The following is a 15,497-nucleotide window of genomic DNA, read 5'->3' on the forward strand; positions in this document are numbered from 1 at the left end:
GGCATCGACTGCTGCTTCCATATTCGAACGGGGCAGGTGGCGCGTTCGAGCAGCGGGTCGGGGCGAATTGAGTGCCAGCGCTATAGGAGTTGCTGGAGACTTTTGCGGGTCGGGACAAAAGATCATCCGCAGCCTTAAAGCAAAGCTATCTTTCCTTTCTCCACGCGCAGAGTAGAGAAGCCCTGAGCCCAGGCTCCGCGGCTTTTGAAGGATGACAGCTTGCTCCGCGTCAACAACGGCTAAAGCGCACGGCACTGACGCGACGACGCAAGGTATCGTGTTCCTCCGAGCAAGGAGAAGACGATGACCAGCAGAACCAGCAGACGCGCCCGGCCCCGGCATTCACCGCGGCAGGCCGCGATTCATATCCCCCATTCAAGCTGGTCGCGCGTGCAGCGGCCAACGGCTGCGGCATCGATCGCGCCGGATGATTTCTGGGCGAGGCTGGGTATCTGATCAGCGGAAGACGACGGTCTTTCCGCCGTTCAGCAGCACGCGGCGGTCCGCGATCCAGCCGACCGCCCGTGCCAGTACCTGCGCTTCGATGTCGCGGCCGATACGGATCATATCCTCCGCCGTGGCGCGGTGATCGACACGCTCCACCGCCTGTTCGATGATTGGTCCTTCATCGAGTTCAGCCGTCACGAAATGAGCGGTCGCGCCGATCAGTTTCACGCCGCGATCATGCGCGCGGTGATAGGGACGCGCGCCCTTGAAGCTGGGCAGGAAGCTGTGATGGATGTTGATGCACCGGCCCGCGATACGCGTGACCAGCGCATCCGACAGCACCTGCATATAGCGCGCGAGGATGAGATAATCGGAGCGTGTCCGGTCGAAAATATCGAGTAAACTAGTCTCTTGCACGGCTTTGTCGCCATTGGGCGGCAGCTCATGATAAGGGATGCCGTGCCATTCGGTGATCCGGCGCATGTCGGGATGGTTGGACACCACGCCCATGATGTCGATGGCGAGCATGCCGGTCTGCCAGCGATGGAGCAGGTCCGCCAGGCAATGCGATCCTTTTGATACGGCGATCAGCATGCGCGGGCGGTGGTTCGACGGCGTCAGGCTCCAATCCATGCTGAATTGAGCGCCAATGCCAGCGAACTCGGCGCAAAGCCGGTCCGTATCGGCCATGCGATCATCGGTCGCTTCGAACGCGACCCGCATGAAGAAGCGCCCGGCTTCCCGGTCGGCATATTGCTGGCTGTCAGTGATGAAGCCGCCTCTTTCGGCCAGGAACTGGCTGACGGCGGCGACGATGCCGACGCGGTCCGCGCAGACGAGCGTCAGTATCCAGGAAGGAACAGCCGGATTGTTCAAGAAACCCCTCCGCCAATATTGCGATAGCGGTTGCCTTATACGGCCGGCATGATCAAGCCGTTAAGGCTGCGGTGACGGCTGAGCGCTGGTCATCGCGAAAATGCCGGTGGCGTTGCCCGTATCGAAGCTGAGGTCCAGGCGTCCTGTCGCCGGGTCGATATCGCGGCTGATGAATTCATAGAAGGAGCCCGGAACGCGGCGCACTTCCTTGTCGGCGAACAGCCGTTCGACCGTGTCGGCGCGGAAGGCGGTCTGGCGCACGCGGCCCGTCCGGGAAATCTCTATCCTGTCCTTGATGGGCCAGCCTTCCTGCCGCAGCCGCTCCGCCAGCGCTTCCACATCGGCCACGCGATCGGTCGCATGATTGAAGGCATTGCCCTCCGTGGCGATCCACGCCGCCTCATGGGATCGGGACAAGAGCAGTTCGTAGCCCGAAAGGGAGACGGGGTCATGATGCCTGTCGAACGCGGTGACGATGACAGGGAGAACCGCCGCTGCCTTATCGAACGTTACCGGCTCTCCGGCGGAGTAGCGGGCGAGCAGGTCCCGGCAATCGGCGTCGAGAGGGTCACGCGACGTTCCGAACAGGCGGCTGGCCGCTTCCTGGAATTCAGCGTCGAAACGGTCGACATGCAGTTCCGACAGGAAGAATTGGGGTATGTTTTCCGGCGCGTCCTTGTGCCGGTAGGCGCGGCCGGTCATCTTCAACCGGTCGAGCGGATAGACGGCGGCCATCTCATAGCCCAGCGGCAGGAATATGCGGGTGAAGGCGTCCTCGCCCGCTGGCAAGGCGCCGGTCGGACCGTGGGGCAGGCGCACGGTGCGCAGCGCGCCATGGTCGAAGACGATCCTTTTTCCCTGCGCACGCACATTGGCGACATAGGCCGCTCCGTCAGGGACCCTTTGCAGCAGCCCGTGGAACAAGAGGACGTTCATCGCCATGGCGAAGGCGGCGCGTGAAATGGCGGGACCTTGCTCCCCCAGCAGTTGCGGATCGATGGCGAGCGAGGCCAATGCCTCGTCAGCGGCCTGCTCGCCTAAAGACGATCGGATGAGGGCGGGGATATTTCCATTGCTCATGGCGCGCTCCGGTTGAGCACGGTTTATCGCCTCTTGCCGGAGAAAAGCCAAGCCTGACGCCCGTCAGCAGCCCGGCTTTTCCTCACATCTTCCGGGGCATGCACTCAGCGCCCGCAGCCTTGATCGCGCCGCAGAGGCGGGCGGCTTCCGCGCTGCTGGACAGTGGCCCGGCCTGGAGCTTTGTCACGGCCCCGCCCTTGACCAGGAAGAGTTGATAGGCGGACAGTCCGCCGACCTGACCTTTCAGCTTGTTCCAGAGCGCGCGGGCGCGGCCCTCTTCACTGAAAGCGCCCAACTGCACCCGCCATGGGCCGCTGGCCGGTTTTGCGGGCGGAGCGGCTTTGGCGGGAGCGGCCTTCTCCACCGGCTTGGGAGCAGCGGCGGGGGGCAGGGGCGCGGCGGTCCGCTTGCTTTCCGCCGGGGGCGATGCCTCCTTCCTCGCCGGAGTTGGGGCAGTGGCTGGCACGGAGGCCCCCTTCTTGTCGCGGCGGTCGTCCTGATCGAGCGCGGCGAGATCCTTGCGGCCTGCCTCATTCGCCATGGCGGCGCCCTGCTGACGCTGCGCGGCGGGGATATATTTGTCCATCTGCTTGAGGCTGGCGGTCGCCTGCGCCAGCCCGGCGGCCGACGCGCGGGTCATCAGAGCATAGGCGCGCACCCAATCCTTGGGCGTCAGGTCGCCGTTGAATAGCGCGGTGCCGACGATATATTGCGCGCGCGGCTCCCCCCGGTTGGCGGCGCGTTCCAGATAGGGCAGGGCGCTCGCCCGGTCGCCCTGCTGGAACATCAGCAGGCCCAGATTATCCTCCGCCCGCACATGACCCTGTTCGGCGGCCTTGCGATACCATTGGATCGCCGTGGCCATATTGGCGGAAACGCCGCGGCCCAGCTTGTAGGCCTGACCCATGTTGAACTGCGCGTCGGGATCGCCCGCCTGGGCCAGCGGCTGCCATTCCGCAACGGCCTTGGCATAATCGCCCTGCTGCCATGCATCGACGCCAGTCTTGACGTCCGCCGCCGCCGGTTGCGCAAGGGCGGCCATCATTCCCGCGGCCAGCGCGGCCCACATCTGCTTCATCTGACATGCTCCCAGCGTATCGCTTTGCAGCAGCCTATGATCGAACAAGGTTAAGAGCAACTTAGCAACATTAACTATAGGCCCGCCGATGCCCCCCCATTCCAGCCGCCGGAAGGCCCATGCGCCGCGTTAACCAAATTTTAGGCGCCTGCGTGGCAATTTCCCGGACGATTGAAAATCTGGGGGAAATTGCGTGCGCATACTTGCTTTGGCATCGCAAAAGGGTGGTTCTGGAAAGACCACATTGTCCGGGCATCTGGCCGTGCAGGCGCAAATGGCCGGGGCGGGGCCTGTCGTCCTGATCGACATCGATCCGCAGGGGTCGCTTGCCGACTGGTGGAACGAGCGGGAAGCGGAGTTCCCCGCCTTTGCCCAGACGACGGTGGCGCGCCTTGCCGCCGATCTGGAGATATTGCGCCAGCAAGGGTTCAAGCTGGCCGTCATCGATACGCCGCCCGCCATCACCATGGCGATCCAGAGCGTCATTTCCGTGGCGGAATTGATCGTCGTTCCCACCCGTCCCAGCCCGCACGACCTGCGCGCCGTTGGCGCGACCGTGGACCTTTGCGAACGGGCGGGCAAGCCGCTGATCTTCGTCGTGAACGCCGCCACCCCCAAGGCGCGCATCACGTCGGAAGCCGCCGTCGCGCTTTCCCAGCATGGCACGGTCGCGCCGGTCACGTTGCACCATCGCACCGATTTCGCCGCATCCATGATCGACGGCCGCACGGTGATGGAGGTCGATCCCAAGGGACGCTCCGCCGGGGAGGTCGAACAGCTTTGGAGCTATGTTTCCGACCGCCTGGAAAAGAATTTCCGGCGCACGGTATTTTCGGTGCCCCACAGCGGCAGCACATCGGGCGCGCTTCGTCCAGCGTCAGGCGGCTTTGGCCGCCGCGTCGTGGGCCAGTGAGGGAGGGAAGAGACATGGCCGAACCCAAACCGCTCGCCTCCCTGACCTCAGGCCTTCTCGCCCGCAAGGGAGCGGCCCAGCCCGCGATGCGCCGTCCCGTCATGGGCTTTGGCGGCCAGGCCGCCGCGGCGATGATGCAGGATGACCTTGGCTGGAACGACATGGGCTTTGACGTGACGGAGCCCGAACCTGCTCCGACCGAACCCCGATCGGTGGTGGGCCTGACGCCCATGACCACGCCGGTGACCGCCGCGCCCGTTCCCCCGGTGGTGGTGGAGCGCGTGGAACTGGCGGAGCGCGTGAAGGACGCCGTCGCAGCCGCCGCGCCCGTTACCCGCACCGTGCCGAAAGGACGCAAGGCGGCTTTCACGCTGCGGCTGGATTCCGAACGGCATCTGCGGCTGCGGCTCGCCTGCGCGGTCAGCGGCCGATCGGCTCAGCAGATCGTGACCGATGCGCTGGACGCGCTGTTGGCCACGCTGCCGGAAATCGACCGTCTGGCGCAGCAGGTGCCGGGCGAACGCGACACGCATTGAAGAAGAAGGACCACGGCATGAAACGCACGGCTTTCGCCAAGGCGGCGGTTTCGTCGCTGATCTTGGCAACGACCATGGTGGGCTGCGCCGGATCGGCTTTCCGCCCTTCGGCCGCTGCACCGCAGCACCGGCAGGATCGCGATTCGCTCGCCGCCGCCACGGAAAAGGCTCTGGCCAGCCGCGATGGCGCAAAGGCAGTGAAGGCGGCGGAAGCGGCGGTAAGCGCCGATCCGCGCAACGCGGCCTATCGTCAACTGCTGGGCCGCGCCTATGTGGCGAGCGGGCGTTTCGCTTCGGCCGAGACGGCGCTGACCGACGCCATGACGCTGGGCAATCACGATGCGCGCACCATCGTCAGCCTTGCGCTGGTGAAAGCCGCTCTGGGCAAGAATGAGGCCGCGCGCGAATTGCTGAGCGCCAATGCCGATGTCGTGCCCGCTGGTGATTATGGGCTGGCCATGGCGATGGCGGGCGACGCAGAGGAAGGCGTGCGCATCCTGTCCGAAGCGATCCACGATCCGTCAGCCACCGCGCAGACGCGGCAGAACCTGGCCTATGCCTATGCTCTGGCAGGCCGGTGGAAGGACGCGCGCATGATGGCCGGGTTCGACCTTGAACCGCTGGCCGCGAATCAGCGCATCTCGCAATGGGCGCAAAGCGCCGCCCCCGTCTATACCGCGCAGCGCATCGCCCTGTTCATGGGCGTGAGCATCGACGGCGCAGATGCCGGACAGCCGGTCGCGCTTGCTCTTGCGCCCCGGCAGGATGCCGTGGACGTGGCCGCGAGCGATGCCGCAGCGCCTTCTCCTGAGATCGCCGTGGCCAGCGCCGATACCACCGATGCGCCTGCGGTCGACGAGACTTTGCCTGATGTGGCGGCCGCCACCCCGGTCCCTGCTCCGGCCTTTGCCGCGCCCAAGCCTGTTGTCCGCAGCGCCGCGCTTGCGCCCGCGCCTAAGCCCCGTGCGGCTGCGGCGACCCGGCCCATTCGTCAGGCTGGCCCGGTGAGCAATTGGGTCGTCCAGCTCGGCGCCTATGACAATGCGGCCATCGCCAAGGAAAAATGGTTCGCCTTGGCGCGCCGCAACACTGCGATCGCCGCGCGTCCTGCCCTGACCAGCCAGATCAAGGTCAATGGCGCGACATTCTCCCGCCTGGCGGTGAGCGGCTTTGGCGACCGGGCCGAAGCAGTGGCGCTGTGCCGCAGCATCCGCGCGCAACGCGGCCAGTGCTTCGTGCGCGAAAATGCGCCCGATGCCACGGCCCAGCGCTGGGCCTTGACGGCGAAGCGGCAGCAACTCGCTTCGCGCTGAGCCGACCGGAACAGGGGGGCGGGCTGACCCGCCTGCCTTTTCCTCACAGCAGCCGCAGCTGTCCCTGCTGCCCCGGCGGACGGAACAGGTCGGTCCGCAGCGTCAGCCGCTCGCTTGAAAGACCGGCGCGCTTGCGGGCTTTCAGGAAACGCGTGCGGATCAGGTCGGCCCACACGCCTTGGCCGCGCATCCTGGTGCCGAAGCCCGGATCATTGTCGCGCCCGCCGCGCATGTCGCGGATGATCGCCATCACCTTTCCGGCCCGGTCGGGATAATGTTCCTTGAGCCAGGCGCGGAACAGGGGCGCGACCTCGTGCGGCAGGCGGACCGGGATGAAAGCCGCGTCACGCGCCCCGGCCGCGGCGACGCGAGCGATGATCACCTCAATCTCATGATCCGTGATGGCGGGGATGATGGGCGACAGGCTGGCGGTGACCGGCACGCCTGCCTGCGTCAGCCGCCGGATCGCCTCGATGCGCCGGAGCGGATGAGCGGCGCGCGGCTCAAGCGTGCGCGCGACCTTGGGGTCGAGCGTGGTGACGGAGATCATGACCGCCACCAGCTGATCCTTCGCCATGCCTGTCAACAGGTCCAGATCCCGCAGCACCCGGTCTGACTTGGTTGTGATGAACAGGGGGTGGCGGCATTCCGCCAGCAGCTCGATACATTCACGCGTGATCCTCCAGTCGCGTTCGATCGGCTGATAAGGGTCGGTGTTGGTGCCCATGGCGATCGGGGCCACCCGGTAGGACTTGCGCGACAATTCCTCGCGCAGCAGCTTGGCGGCATCGGGCTTGGCGAACAGGCGGGTTTCGAAGTCCAGCCCCGGCGACAGGTCGTGATAGGCATGGGTCGGCCGCGCGAAACAATAGATGCAGCCATGCTCGCAGCCGCGATAGGCGTTGATTGATTGGGTGAAGCCGATGTCGGGCGACCTGTTGCGCGCGATGATGGTGCGGGGATGTTCAACCGTGACCTGCGTGCGCAGCTTCGGGGAGGGGCCGTCCACCTGTTCAAGGGCGTCGAGCCAGTCGCCGTCGGCAATATGTTCGGACAGGTTGAAGCGGCGGCTTTCGCCGTTCAACGTTGCGCCTCTGCCCTTCTCCACAGCCATGGCTGCTTAGAACATAAGAAGAACAAATTTGCAATCCCGTTGATCAGCGCTCCAGCAGCCGGGGCATCAGTTCCACGAAGTTGCAGGGACGAAAGCGGCTGTCGAGCTGGCTTGCCAATATGCCGTCCCAAGCATCCTTCACCGCGCCGGTCGAGCCGGGAAGGGCGAAGATATAGGTGCCGCGCGCAACGCAGGCGGTGGCGCGGGACTGGATGGTGGAGGTGCCGATGCTTTGATAGCTGAGCCAGCGGAACAGTTCGCCGAAGCCGGGTATTTCCTTGTCCTGCACCTGCGCCAGGGCTTCGGGTGTCACGTCGCGGCCAGTGACTCCGGTGCCGCCGGTGGTGATCACGCAGTCGACCTGCGGATCGTCGATCCAGGCATGAAGACGCGCCACGATCGCGGAACGATCATCCTTTTCGATGCGGCGATCGGCCAATATGTGCCCGGCGGCCTCTATCCTGTCCGCCAAGGCGTCGCCGGACCTGTCCTCCGCGAGGCCCCGGCTGTCGGATACGGTCAGAAGGGCGATCCGCACCGGCAGGAAAGGGCGGCTTTCATCAATGGGCATCAGTCGGAGCCGCCCGCGATCACCGGGGCGTTGATCTGGCCCTTTTGCGTCAGGCGGACCATCCGAACGCCCTTGGCCGTAGGGAAGGCGGGCCACATGCCCTGCGCCATGCCGGTCAGGCACTCCGCCTCGCCCTTGGCCTGGATCTGGTACATCCAATAGTTGCGCATGACAGTGTTCACATAAGCGCGGGTTTCATAATAAGGCAGGGATTCGATGAAAAGCAGCGGGTCGCCATTGTCCTTGACCTCGCTGTTCCAGCGTTCGACCGGCACGGGACCCGCATTATAGGCGGCCATCACCTTGGGCAGCAGCCCGCCGGTCGCGCTCATGTCCCGCAGGCTTTCCAGATAGCGCTGGCCATATTCCATGTTGGTCGACGGCACGAATAGCTGCGCCGGGGAGGAAAGGCCCATGTCGCCGCCTGTTCCGGGCAGCACCTGCATCAGGCCGCGCGCCCCCGCGCTGCTCACGACATCGCTGCGAAAGCCCGATTCCTGGAGGGTATGGGCGAAGATGAGCGAGGGATCGACGCGCCAGCCCCCATCGGGCCGCCAGTCGGGCGTGGGGAAGCGGGCGAAGCTGCCCGGCTTCTTTCCGGCAGGGCCGTTATGGGCGAGCCAAAGCTGCGTGGCGGGCAGGTTGAGCGCTCCGGCGAGGTTCAGCAGCGCATCATATTCAGCCGCGCCGCCAAGCTTCGCCTGATGCCGGATAAGCTCCTCGGCCCGTCCGCTCTGCCCGATCGCCACGAGGGCGACGGCCGCGCGGATGTTGGGGCTGTCCTTGATCTGCCGCCATTCGGACGCGCCGAAATGAGGGGCCACGCGCGCGCCGCCGAGCGGCATGCCCAGCGTTTCGCGGGCGAGCAGGCCATAAAAGCTGTCTTCGTTGCGCGCGGCGGTCTTGAGCAGATTTTCGACCTTTTCGGCCTGGCCGCAAACCATATAGGCGCGCGCGGCCCAATAAGCGCCCGCCGCACGCATGTCAGCATTGCCCGCCAGCGCAGCCACGTTGGCGAAGGCGGGCGCCGCCGTGGTGCAGTCATTCTGCCGCCATGATGCAAGGCCGGTCGTCCAATGCGCCTGCACCGCCCAGTCGCCACCGGCGCGCACTTCCAGCGCGCGCGCAGCCATGCGCCGGGCGTTGCTGTCGTCATTTTCGATATAATAGGACCAGGCGATGCGTTGCCGCGCCTCCGTCAGCCCCTCCGGCGACAAGCCTGCTTCCCTGCTGGAGAGCAGCGCTTCCGCGCCCGCCGGATCGTCATTCTTGATATAGGGGGTGATCTGCGCCACCAGCGCCTGCGCGAGCAGATCGGTCTTGACCGTGGGCACATATTCCCGGCGGGGAGCGGAGCCCAGCCAGACCATCTTCTGCACCTGCGGAAGGACGGGCAGGATCGTCGCGCCGCGCTTCTGGGCGAGGCGCGATAGCTGATCGGCGTCGGGCAGCCAGGCTGCCTTGTTGATGAGGTCCAGAAGGTCGAACAGTTCGACGCGCGGCGAATCCTTCGCCAGATAGAGTTGCGCCAGCGCCACGGGGCGAACCGGATCGTCCGGGCCAAGCGCCAGGATCATCGCCTTGGCATCGGCCCATTTCTGATCCGACAGCGCTGCAAAGATCGCGGCGTAGCGCGCCTTGTCTCCATCGCTGAGATCAAGGATGGAGCGGGACAGGCTGGCCGGGATGGCCGCCGCCGAAGTCGTGTCAGCCGAGGCAGGCAGGGCCGCGAGCGCACCCATGGCAGCCAGAGCCAGGCAAGACGAGCGGGTCAGGACGCGAATCACCGTTATTCTTCCTCGATCAGGCGCTGCAAGGTCCGCCAGCATTCCGCTTTTGCCGCGGGCTGCCCCAGCAGCAGCCGCGGATGGAAAGTGGCGAAGGCTGGCACATTGCCGCCATCATGGTTAAAAAACTGCAAATCTTTTATCATGCGCGCTCCTTCGCCCGTCATGCTATTCGGGGGAGGGAGCAAGGTCCGCACCGTGCGGTCGCCCAATATCAGCAGCCGCCGGGGCGCCGCCAGAGCGATCTGCGTGCGCATGCGGACAGCGGCGGCGCCCAGATCCGCAGCCTCGACCATCCCGCCTGGCGGACGCGATAGAAAGAGCGACGCCAGATAAATGTCGGCCCGGACAAGCCCGATCGCGGCGAGCATCGCGTCGAAAAGCTGCCCCGCCCGGTCGGCGAGCAGGGTCCCGGCCGTCATGTCGGCAGGGTCCGGCATGTCGGTGACGACCATCAGCGACGCCTGCGCCTTGCCCTGCGGGAGGATGGGCGCGCCGGGCCAGCGCCGTTCCGGCTGGTGAGGATCATTCGCCAGCCAGTCGTGGAACCCTTCCAGGCTTGCGGGTTTTTCCTGTTGCGGCGCTTGAATGGCGGGCGCGGCCGGTTGCGCCGGGCCCGCTGGCCGCAGCCAGTCCACCGGATCCTCCGCCGTCGCGCAATCGACGCCGGCAAGGTCCCACCACGCCAGATAGGCGCTGGCGGCGGCCGCCGCATCTGCCTGCAATATTCCCCGCATCGATCTTCTAGGGCCAGAGGTTGACGCCGTGGTCAAGAATCTTCATCGGCACGGATGGCAAAACGTTTACGTAATACGGCGACCGGACTGAGGATGAGGGAACCACCGGACGCCTGATGGAGGACATATGAGCGAACGGGAATCGATGCCTTATGACATCGTCATTGTCGGCGGAGGCCCGGCGGGACTGTCAGCGGCGATCCGGCTGAAGCAACTGGCGAACGACGCGGGGCAGGAACTGGCGGTATGCGTGCTGGAAAAGGGGTCGGAAATCGGCGCCCACATCCTGTCCGGCGCTGTCATCGATCCCAAGGCGCTTGACGAATTGCTGCCGGACTGGCGGGACATGGGCTGTTCGCTTGCCGAAACATGGGTGACGGACAATCAGCACTGGTTCCTGACGAAGCGCGGCAAATTTTCCATGCCGCACATCGCTCTGCCCCGCTGGATGCACAACAAGGGCACCTATACGGGATCGCTTGGCAATCTGTGCCGCTGGCTGGCCGAGCAGGCAGAGGGGCTGGGGGTCGAAATCTTCCCCGGCTTCGCCGCCGCTGAAATCCTCTACAATGAGGATGGTTCGGTAAAGGGCGTCGCGACCGGCGACATGGGCATCGACCGCGAGGGCAATCGCAAGCCCGATTATCAGCCGGGGCTTGAACTGCACGCCAAATATACCTTCTTCGCCGAAGGCGCGCGCGGGCACCTGACCAAGATATTGAAACGGCAATTCGATCTGGATGCCGATAGCGAGCCGCAGGTCTACGGCATCGGCATGAAGGAATTGTGGGACATCGATCCCGCCATGCACAAGCCGGGCCTGGTCATCCATACTCAGGGCTGGCCGCTGACGGACGCCTATGGCGGCGGTTTCCTCTATCACCAGTCCAACGGCCAGGTCGCGCTGGGCTTCGTCGTGGGCCTTGGCTACCGCAATCCCTATCTCTACCCGTTCGAGGAATTCCAGCGGTGGAAGCAGCACCCGGAAATCCGCAAATATCTGGAGGGCGGCCGTCGCGTGTCCTACGGCGCGCGCGCGATCAACGAGGGCGGGTGGCAGTCCATTCCGAAGCTGGCCTTCCCCGGCGGCGCGCTGATCGGCTGCTCGGCCGGCTTCGTCAACGTGCCGCGTATCAAGGGCACGCATACGGCCATGAAGTCCGGCATGCTGGCGGCCGAAGCGGCCTTCGCGGCGATCAAGGCGGAGCGCGGCGGCGACGTGTTGCAGGATTATGAGGATAATCTGCGGACGAGCTGGGTCGCCAAGGAGTTGCAGCTCGTGAAGAATGCCGAGCCGCTGCTGGCCAAGTTTGGCGGCACTATCGGCACGCTGCTGGCGGGCATCGATATGTGGATGCGCACGCTCAAGATCGGCCTGCCCTTCACGATGAAGCACAAGCCCGACAATGAGAAGATCTGGCGCAAGGGCCAGTGCGCGAAGATCGACTATCCCAAGCCCGATGGCGTCATCAGCTTCGACCGCCTGTCCTCCGTGTTCCTGTCGAACACCAATCATGAGGAGGATCAACCGGTCCACCTGCAATTGAAGGACCCGTCGATCCCGATCAGCTATAACCTGCCCCTTTATGACGAACCGGCGCAACGTTATTGTCCGGCGGGCGTCTATGAAGTGGTGGGATTGGACGAAGGCGCGCCGCGCTTCCAGATCAACGCCCAGAATTGCGTCCATTGCAAGACGTGCGACATCAAGGACCCGACCCAGAATATCAACTGGGTCGTACCGGAAGGCGGCGGAGGGCCGAACTATCCCAATATGTAGGCGGATCCTCCTTTCTTCCGTTCCGTTGCTGATGCTGCCGGGCATTGCCGGCGCATCGGTCGACCGGACCAGCGCGCTCCACGCCTATGCGCGGGGCCGTCTGGCCGACAGCAATGGGGCGGCGGCGATCGCGCTGGAAAATTACCGCCAGGCGCTGGCCGCTGACCCGGATCAGATGGATATCGCGCGGCGATCCTATTTCCATGCCTTGATCAGCGGGGACATGGCGCTGGCGATGCGGTCCGCCGCCTTGCTGGATCAACAGGGCGTCTTGCCGAGGGACGGCGCCCTGCTGTTCCTTTCCGGCGCGCTCAGCCGCAAGGACTGGCAGGCCGCGCGCCAGTGGACCGACCGCCTCGTTTCGGAGGGCAATTTCGCCTTCCTCGCGCCCATCCTGCGCAGCTGGATCGCGCAGGGAGAGGGCAGGATCGCTGCTCCCGAAGTGGAAGGGACGGATCGGTTCGCATCACTGGTGCAGCGCTATGCCGATGAGCATGCGGCGTTGCAGGCGCTGGCGCGGGGCGACGTCAAGGAAGCCGGGCCAGCCGTCAATCGCGCGCTGGCGTTGCGCACGGCCGACCTCACCGAATTGCGGCTGTTTTTCGCCGCGCAACTGGCGGCGCGCGGCGCAAAGGAACAGGCGCTTGCCCTTCTTCCCGCTGGCGAGGCGAACTATGCCAGGGCGCGCGATGATCTGAATGCCCGGAAAGGGCGGAGTGACGCCGGAAAGCCGCTCACCCCGGCACAGGGATTTGGGCGGCTTCTGACGCGGCTTGCGACGGATGTGAGCACGGATGACGCGACGCGCATTCTGGGCATCCGCCTTGCCCGGATCGGCAGCTTCGCCAATCCGTCCGGCGTGGACGGCCGCATCGTCCTTGCGCAGTTGCTGAGCGAGGCGGGATATTCCCGCTACGCCATCGATGAGGCGCGGAAGGTTCCGGCCGATGGCTGGTTCGGCGTGCTGGGGCAGGCCGCCCTCGCCGATGCGCTGGCGCAGGCGGGCGACAAGGAAGCGGCCATCCGCCTGGCGCGCAGCCTGGCCGCCGCGCCGGGCGCAAGTGCGGAGCGCCATGTCCGGCTGGGCCGCCTGCTGGCCAATGCCGGGGATTTCAGCGGGGCCGCCGAGGCGTTTCGCGCGGCGCAGGCGGGCTATGCGCCCGGCGCCGTGCCCTGGGCGCTGCTGCTGTTCGAAGGCAGCGCGCTGGAACAGGCGGGGCGCTGGGATGAGGCGCGGGCCGTGTTGGAGCGGGCCGCCAAGGCAGCGCCGGGCGAGGCGGTGGTGCTCAACTATCTGGGCTATGCGCAGATCGAGCGGCGGCAGAATGTGGAGGAGGCGCTGGCGCTGCTGAAACAGGCGAGCGCGCTCAAGCCCGAAGATGCGTCGATCATGGATTCGCTTGGGTGGGCGCAGTTCGTGACCGGCAATGTGACGGAAGCCGTGCCCGTGCTGGAGCGTGCGGCGGCGGGCGCTCCAAGCGATGCGACGATCAATGAGCATCTGGGCGATGCGCTCTGGACGGCGGGCCGCCGGTTCGAGGCGCGATATGCCTGGAAGGCGGCGGCCGTTTTTGCGGAGGGCGAGGCGGCGGCGCGGCTCAAGGCCAAGACACGGGAAGGATTGAAACCGGAATATGCCGCCCCTTGATGCGGACATGCCGCCCGGCGTCGCGCCCGGCGTGGGAGAATTGACCGAGACCGCTTATGCGAAGGTCAACCTCGCGCTCCATGTGCGGGAGCGGCGGGCAGATGGCTATCATGCGCTGGAAAGCCTGTTCGTGTTCGCGCAGGATGGCGATGTGCTGACCGGGCGCATCGCCGACGGGCTCAGCCTGAGCATCGAAGGCCCTTTTGCGGCGGGGCTGGAGGCGGGGGAAGGCAATCTGGTCATGAAGGCCGCGCGCGCCATGCTGGACCATGTGGGGCAGGGACGCGGCGCGGCGTTGAGGCTGGTCAAGAATCTGCCGGTGGCGTCCGGCATCGGCGGAGGATCGGCCGATGCCGCCGCCGCCTTGCGCCTGCTGGACCGGTTGTGGGATGCGCGTGTCCCACAGCCGGAGCTTGAGCGGATTGCCTTGTCGCTCGGATCGGACGTGCCCGCCTGCCTCGCCAGCACGGCGCAGATGGTGCGCGGACGCGGCGAGGTGCTGGAGCGCGCAGATCTGGCGGGGCTGCCGGGCACGCCCATGCTGCTCGTCAATCCGGGTGTTGGGGTTTCGACGGCGCAGGTCTTCGCCGATTGGGATCAGGTGGATCGGGGCGTGTTGAACGCCAGCAGTCTGGACGGCGTGATTGCTGACGGCCGCAACGATCTGGAACCGGCGGCCGTGGGGATTGCGCCTGTGATCGCGGATGTGCTGGCGGACCTGAGGCAATGCGCGGGCGTCCGCCTTGCCCGCATGTCGGGATCGGGCGCGACATGCTTTGCCCTTTTCGGCACGCAGGCGGAGGCGCAGGCCGCCGCTGCCGCCCTGAAGCGGCGGCGCGATGGCTGGTGGGTCATGGAAACAAGGATCAGGGCGGCGTGAGCGAGGCTTTCACCCAGATTGACGGCGGCGATCTCAACCTGCTGATCATCGCGGACCATGCTTCGGCGCATGTTCCAGAGGATATCGACCTTGGCATCGATCCGGCGCTGCTCAAGGACCATATCGCCGTGGACATCGGCGTGGCCGGGGTCAGCCGTCTGCTTGCCGGGCAGCTGGGATGCACCGCCATCCTGGGCGGGGTGTCGCGGCTGGTGATCGATCTCAACCGGGAGGATGACGCGCCGGGCCTGCTGCCGGTGATGAGCGATGGTCATGCCATCCCCGGCAACCGCCATGCTGACCTTGCCGATCGCATGATGCGTTTCCATCACCCCTATCATCATCATATCGAACGCGTTCTGGAGGGGATGGGGAACGCCTTCATCCTGTCCGTGCACAGCTTCACCCCGCGGCTCGCCAGCGATCCGCAGCAGCATCGGCCATGGGACATCGGCATCCTCTACAATCAGGATGACCGTGCCGCGTGCATCGCGATCCCGTTGCTGGAGCAGGCCGGGCTGATCGTCGGCGACCAGCAGCCTTATTCCGGCAAGCTGCTCAACGCGACGATGAACCGCCATGCCGAAGCGAACGGCATCCCTTATCTGGGCATCGAGATGCGGCAGGACCTGGTCGCCGACGAGGCTGGGCAGCGCCGCTTTGCGGACATATTGGGTCCCGTGGTGCTGGAATGCCGCAATAGCCTTGCGTGACTCGCGCCTTTTTGAAAAAGAGGC

14 protein-coding genes are annotated in these 15,497 nt (G+C 65.7%); 7 read left to right on the forward strand and 7 right to left on the reverse strand.

Annotated elements, in window-relative coordinates:
• Positions 1 to 456: 456 nt before the first annotated feature.
• The 3 genes from purU to L288_RS26820 form a co-directional block, all read right to left on the reverse strand.
• Positions 457 to 1,296, reverse strand: a complete 840-nt coding sequence (gene purU, locus L288_RS26810; RefSeq protein ID WP_408020428.1) for a formyltetrahydrofolate deformylase — start codon at positions 1,294 to 1,296, stop codon at positions 457 to 459.
• A gap of 87 nt (positions 1,297 to 1,383) precedes the next feature.
• Positions 1,384 to 2,403 carry a DUF1338 domain-containing protein gene (locus L288_RS26815; protein WP_021237238.1) on the reverse strand — a complete coding sequence of 340 codons (1,020 nt, stop codon included), beginning with the start codon at positions 2,401 to 2,403 and terminating at the stop codon, positions 1,384 to 1,386.
• An 82-nt stretch (positions 2,404 to 2,485) separates the two neighbouring features.
• Complete coding sequence (locus tag L288_RS26820; protein WP_021237239.1) at positions 2,486 to 3,481, reverse strand: SPOR domain-containing protein; 996 nt, start codon at positions 3,479 to 3,481, stop codon at positions 2,486 to 2,488.
• A gap of 193 nt (positions 3,482 to 3,674) precedes the next feature.
• Between L288_RS26820 and L288_RS26825 the strand changes: the two genes are divergently transcribed.
• From L288_RS26825 to L288_RS26835, 3 genes are read left to right on the forward strand one after another with little or no spacing between them, the layout of a single operon-like run.
• Positions 3,675 to 4,394 (forward strand): ParA family protein, encoded by a 720-nt coding sequence (locus L288_RS26825; RefSeq protein ID WP_030541777.1) that lies wholly within the window; start codon positions 3,675 to 3,677, stop codon positions 4,392 to 4,394.
• A gap of 14 nt (positions 4,395 to 4,408) precedes the next feature.
• Positions 4,409 to 4,930 (forward strand): hypothetical protein, encoded by a 522-nt coding sequence (locus L288_RS26830; RefSeq protein ID WP_021237241.1) that lies wholly within the window; start codon positions 4,409 to 4,411, stop codon positions 4,928 to 4,930.
• A 17-nt stretch (positions 4,931 to 4,947) separates the two neighbouring features.
• Complete coding sequence (locus L288_RS26835) at positions 4,948 to 6,243, forward strand: SPOR domain-containing protein (protein WP_021237242.1); 1,296 nt, start codon at positions 4,948 to 4,950, stop codon at positions 6,241 to 6,243.
• Positions 6,244 to 6,286: 43 nt separating this feature from the next.
• Here L288_RS26835 and L288_RS26840 read toward each other — a convergent pair whose 3' ends face one another.
• From L288_RS26840 to L288_RS26855, 4 genes are read right to left on the reverse strand one after another with little or no spacing between them, the layout of a single operon-like run.
• Positions 6,287 to 7,357, reverse strand: a complete 1,071-nt coding sequence (locus L288_RS26840) for a PA0069 family radical SAM protein (RefSeq protein WP_031303997.1) — start codon at positions 7,355 to 7,357, stop codon at positions 6,287 to 6,289.
• Positions 7,358 to 7,400: 43 nt separating this feature from the next.
• Positions 7,401 to 7,928 (reverse strand): molybdenum cofactor biosynthesis protein B, encoded by a 528-nt coding sequence (gene moaB, locus L288_RS26845; RefSeq protein WP_021237244.1) that lies wholly within the window; start codon positions 7,926 to 7,928, stop codon positions 7,401 to 7,403.
• Complete coding sequence (locus L288_RS26850) at positions 7,928 to 9,715, reverse strand: lytic transglycosylase domain-containing protein (protein ID WP_031303999.1); 1,788 nt, start codon at positions 9,713 to 9,715, stop codon at positions 7,928 to 7,930. Before L288_RS26850 ends, moaB begins: the two co-directional genes overlap by 1 nt.
• Positions 9,716 to 9,717: 2 nt before the next feature.
• Positions 9,718 to 10,452: a uracil-DNA glycosylase family protein gene (locus L288_RS26855; RefSeq protein ID WP_021237246.1), complete on the reverse strand. Its 735-nt coding sequence runs from the start codon at positions 10,450 to 10,452 to the stop codon at positions 9,718 to 9,720.
• A 127-nt stretch (positions 10,453 to 10,579) separates the two neighbouring features.
• On the opposite strand from L288_RS26855, the gene L288_RS26860 reads away from it, so the two are divergent.
• From L288_RS26860 to L288_RS26875, 4 genes are read left to right on the forward strand one after another with little or no spacing between them, the layout of a single operon-like run.
• The gene (locus L288_RS26860; RefSeq protein ID WP_021237247.1) at positions 10,580 to 12,232 is read left to right on the forward strand and encodes an electron transfer flavoprotein-ubiquinone oxidoreductase; all 1,653 of its coding nucleotides are present in this window, start codon (positions 10,580 to 10,582) and stop codon (positions 12,230 to 12,232) included.
• A gap of 31 nt (positions 12,233 to 12,263) precedes the next feature.
• Positions 12,264 to 13,880, forward strand: a complete 1,617-nt coding sequence (locus L288_RS26865; protein ID WP_021237248.1) for a tetratricopeptide repeat protein — start codon at positions 12,264 to 12,266, stop codon at positions 13,878 to 13,880.
• Complete coding sequence (locus L288_RS26870; protein ID WP_021237249.1) at positions 13,867 to 14,760, forward strand: 4-(cytidine 5'-diphospho)-2-C-methyl-D-erythritol kinase; 894 nt, start codon at positions 13,867 to 13,869, stop codon at positions 14,758 to 14,760. Before L288_RS26865 ends, L288_RS26870 begins: the two co-directional genes overlap by 14 nt.
• Entirely contained in the window at positions 14,757 to 15,473 is a 717-nt protein-coding gene (locus L288_RS26875; RefSeq protein ID WP_021237250.1) for an N-formylglutamate amidohydrolase, read from the forward strand. Before L288_RS26870 ends, L288_RS26875 begins: the two co-directional genes overlap by 4 nt.
• The last annotated feature ends 24 nt before the right edge of the window (positions 15,474 to 15,497 follow it).

This window comes from Sphingobium quisquiliarum P25 (assembly GCF_000445065.1).
Classification (GTDB): domain Bacteria; phylum Pseudomonadota; class Alphaproteobacteria; order Sphingomonadales; family Sphingomonadaceae; genus Sphingobium; species Sphingobium quisquiliarum.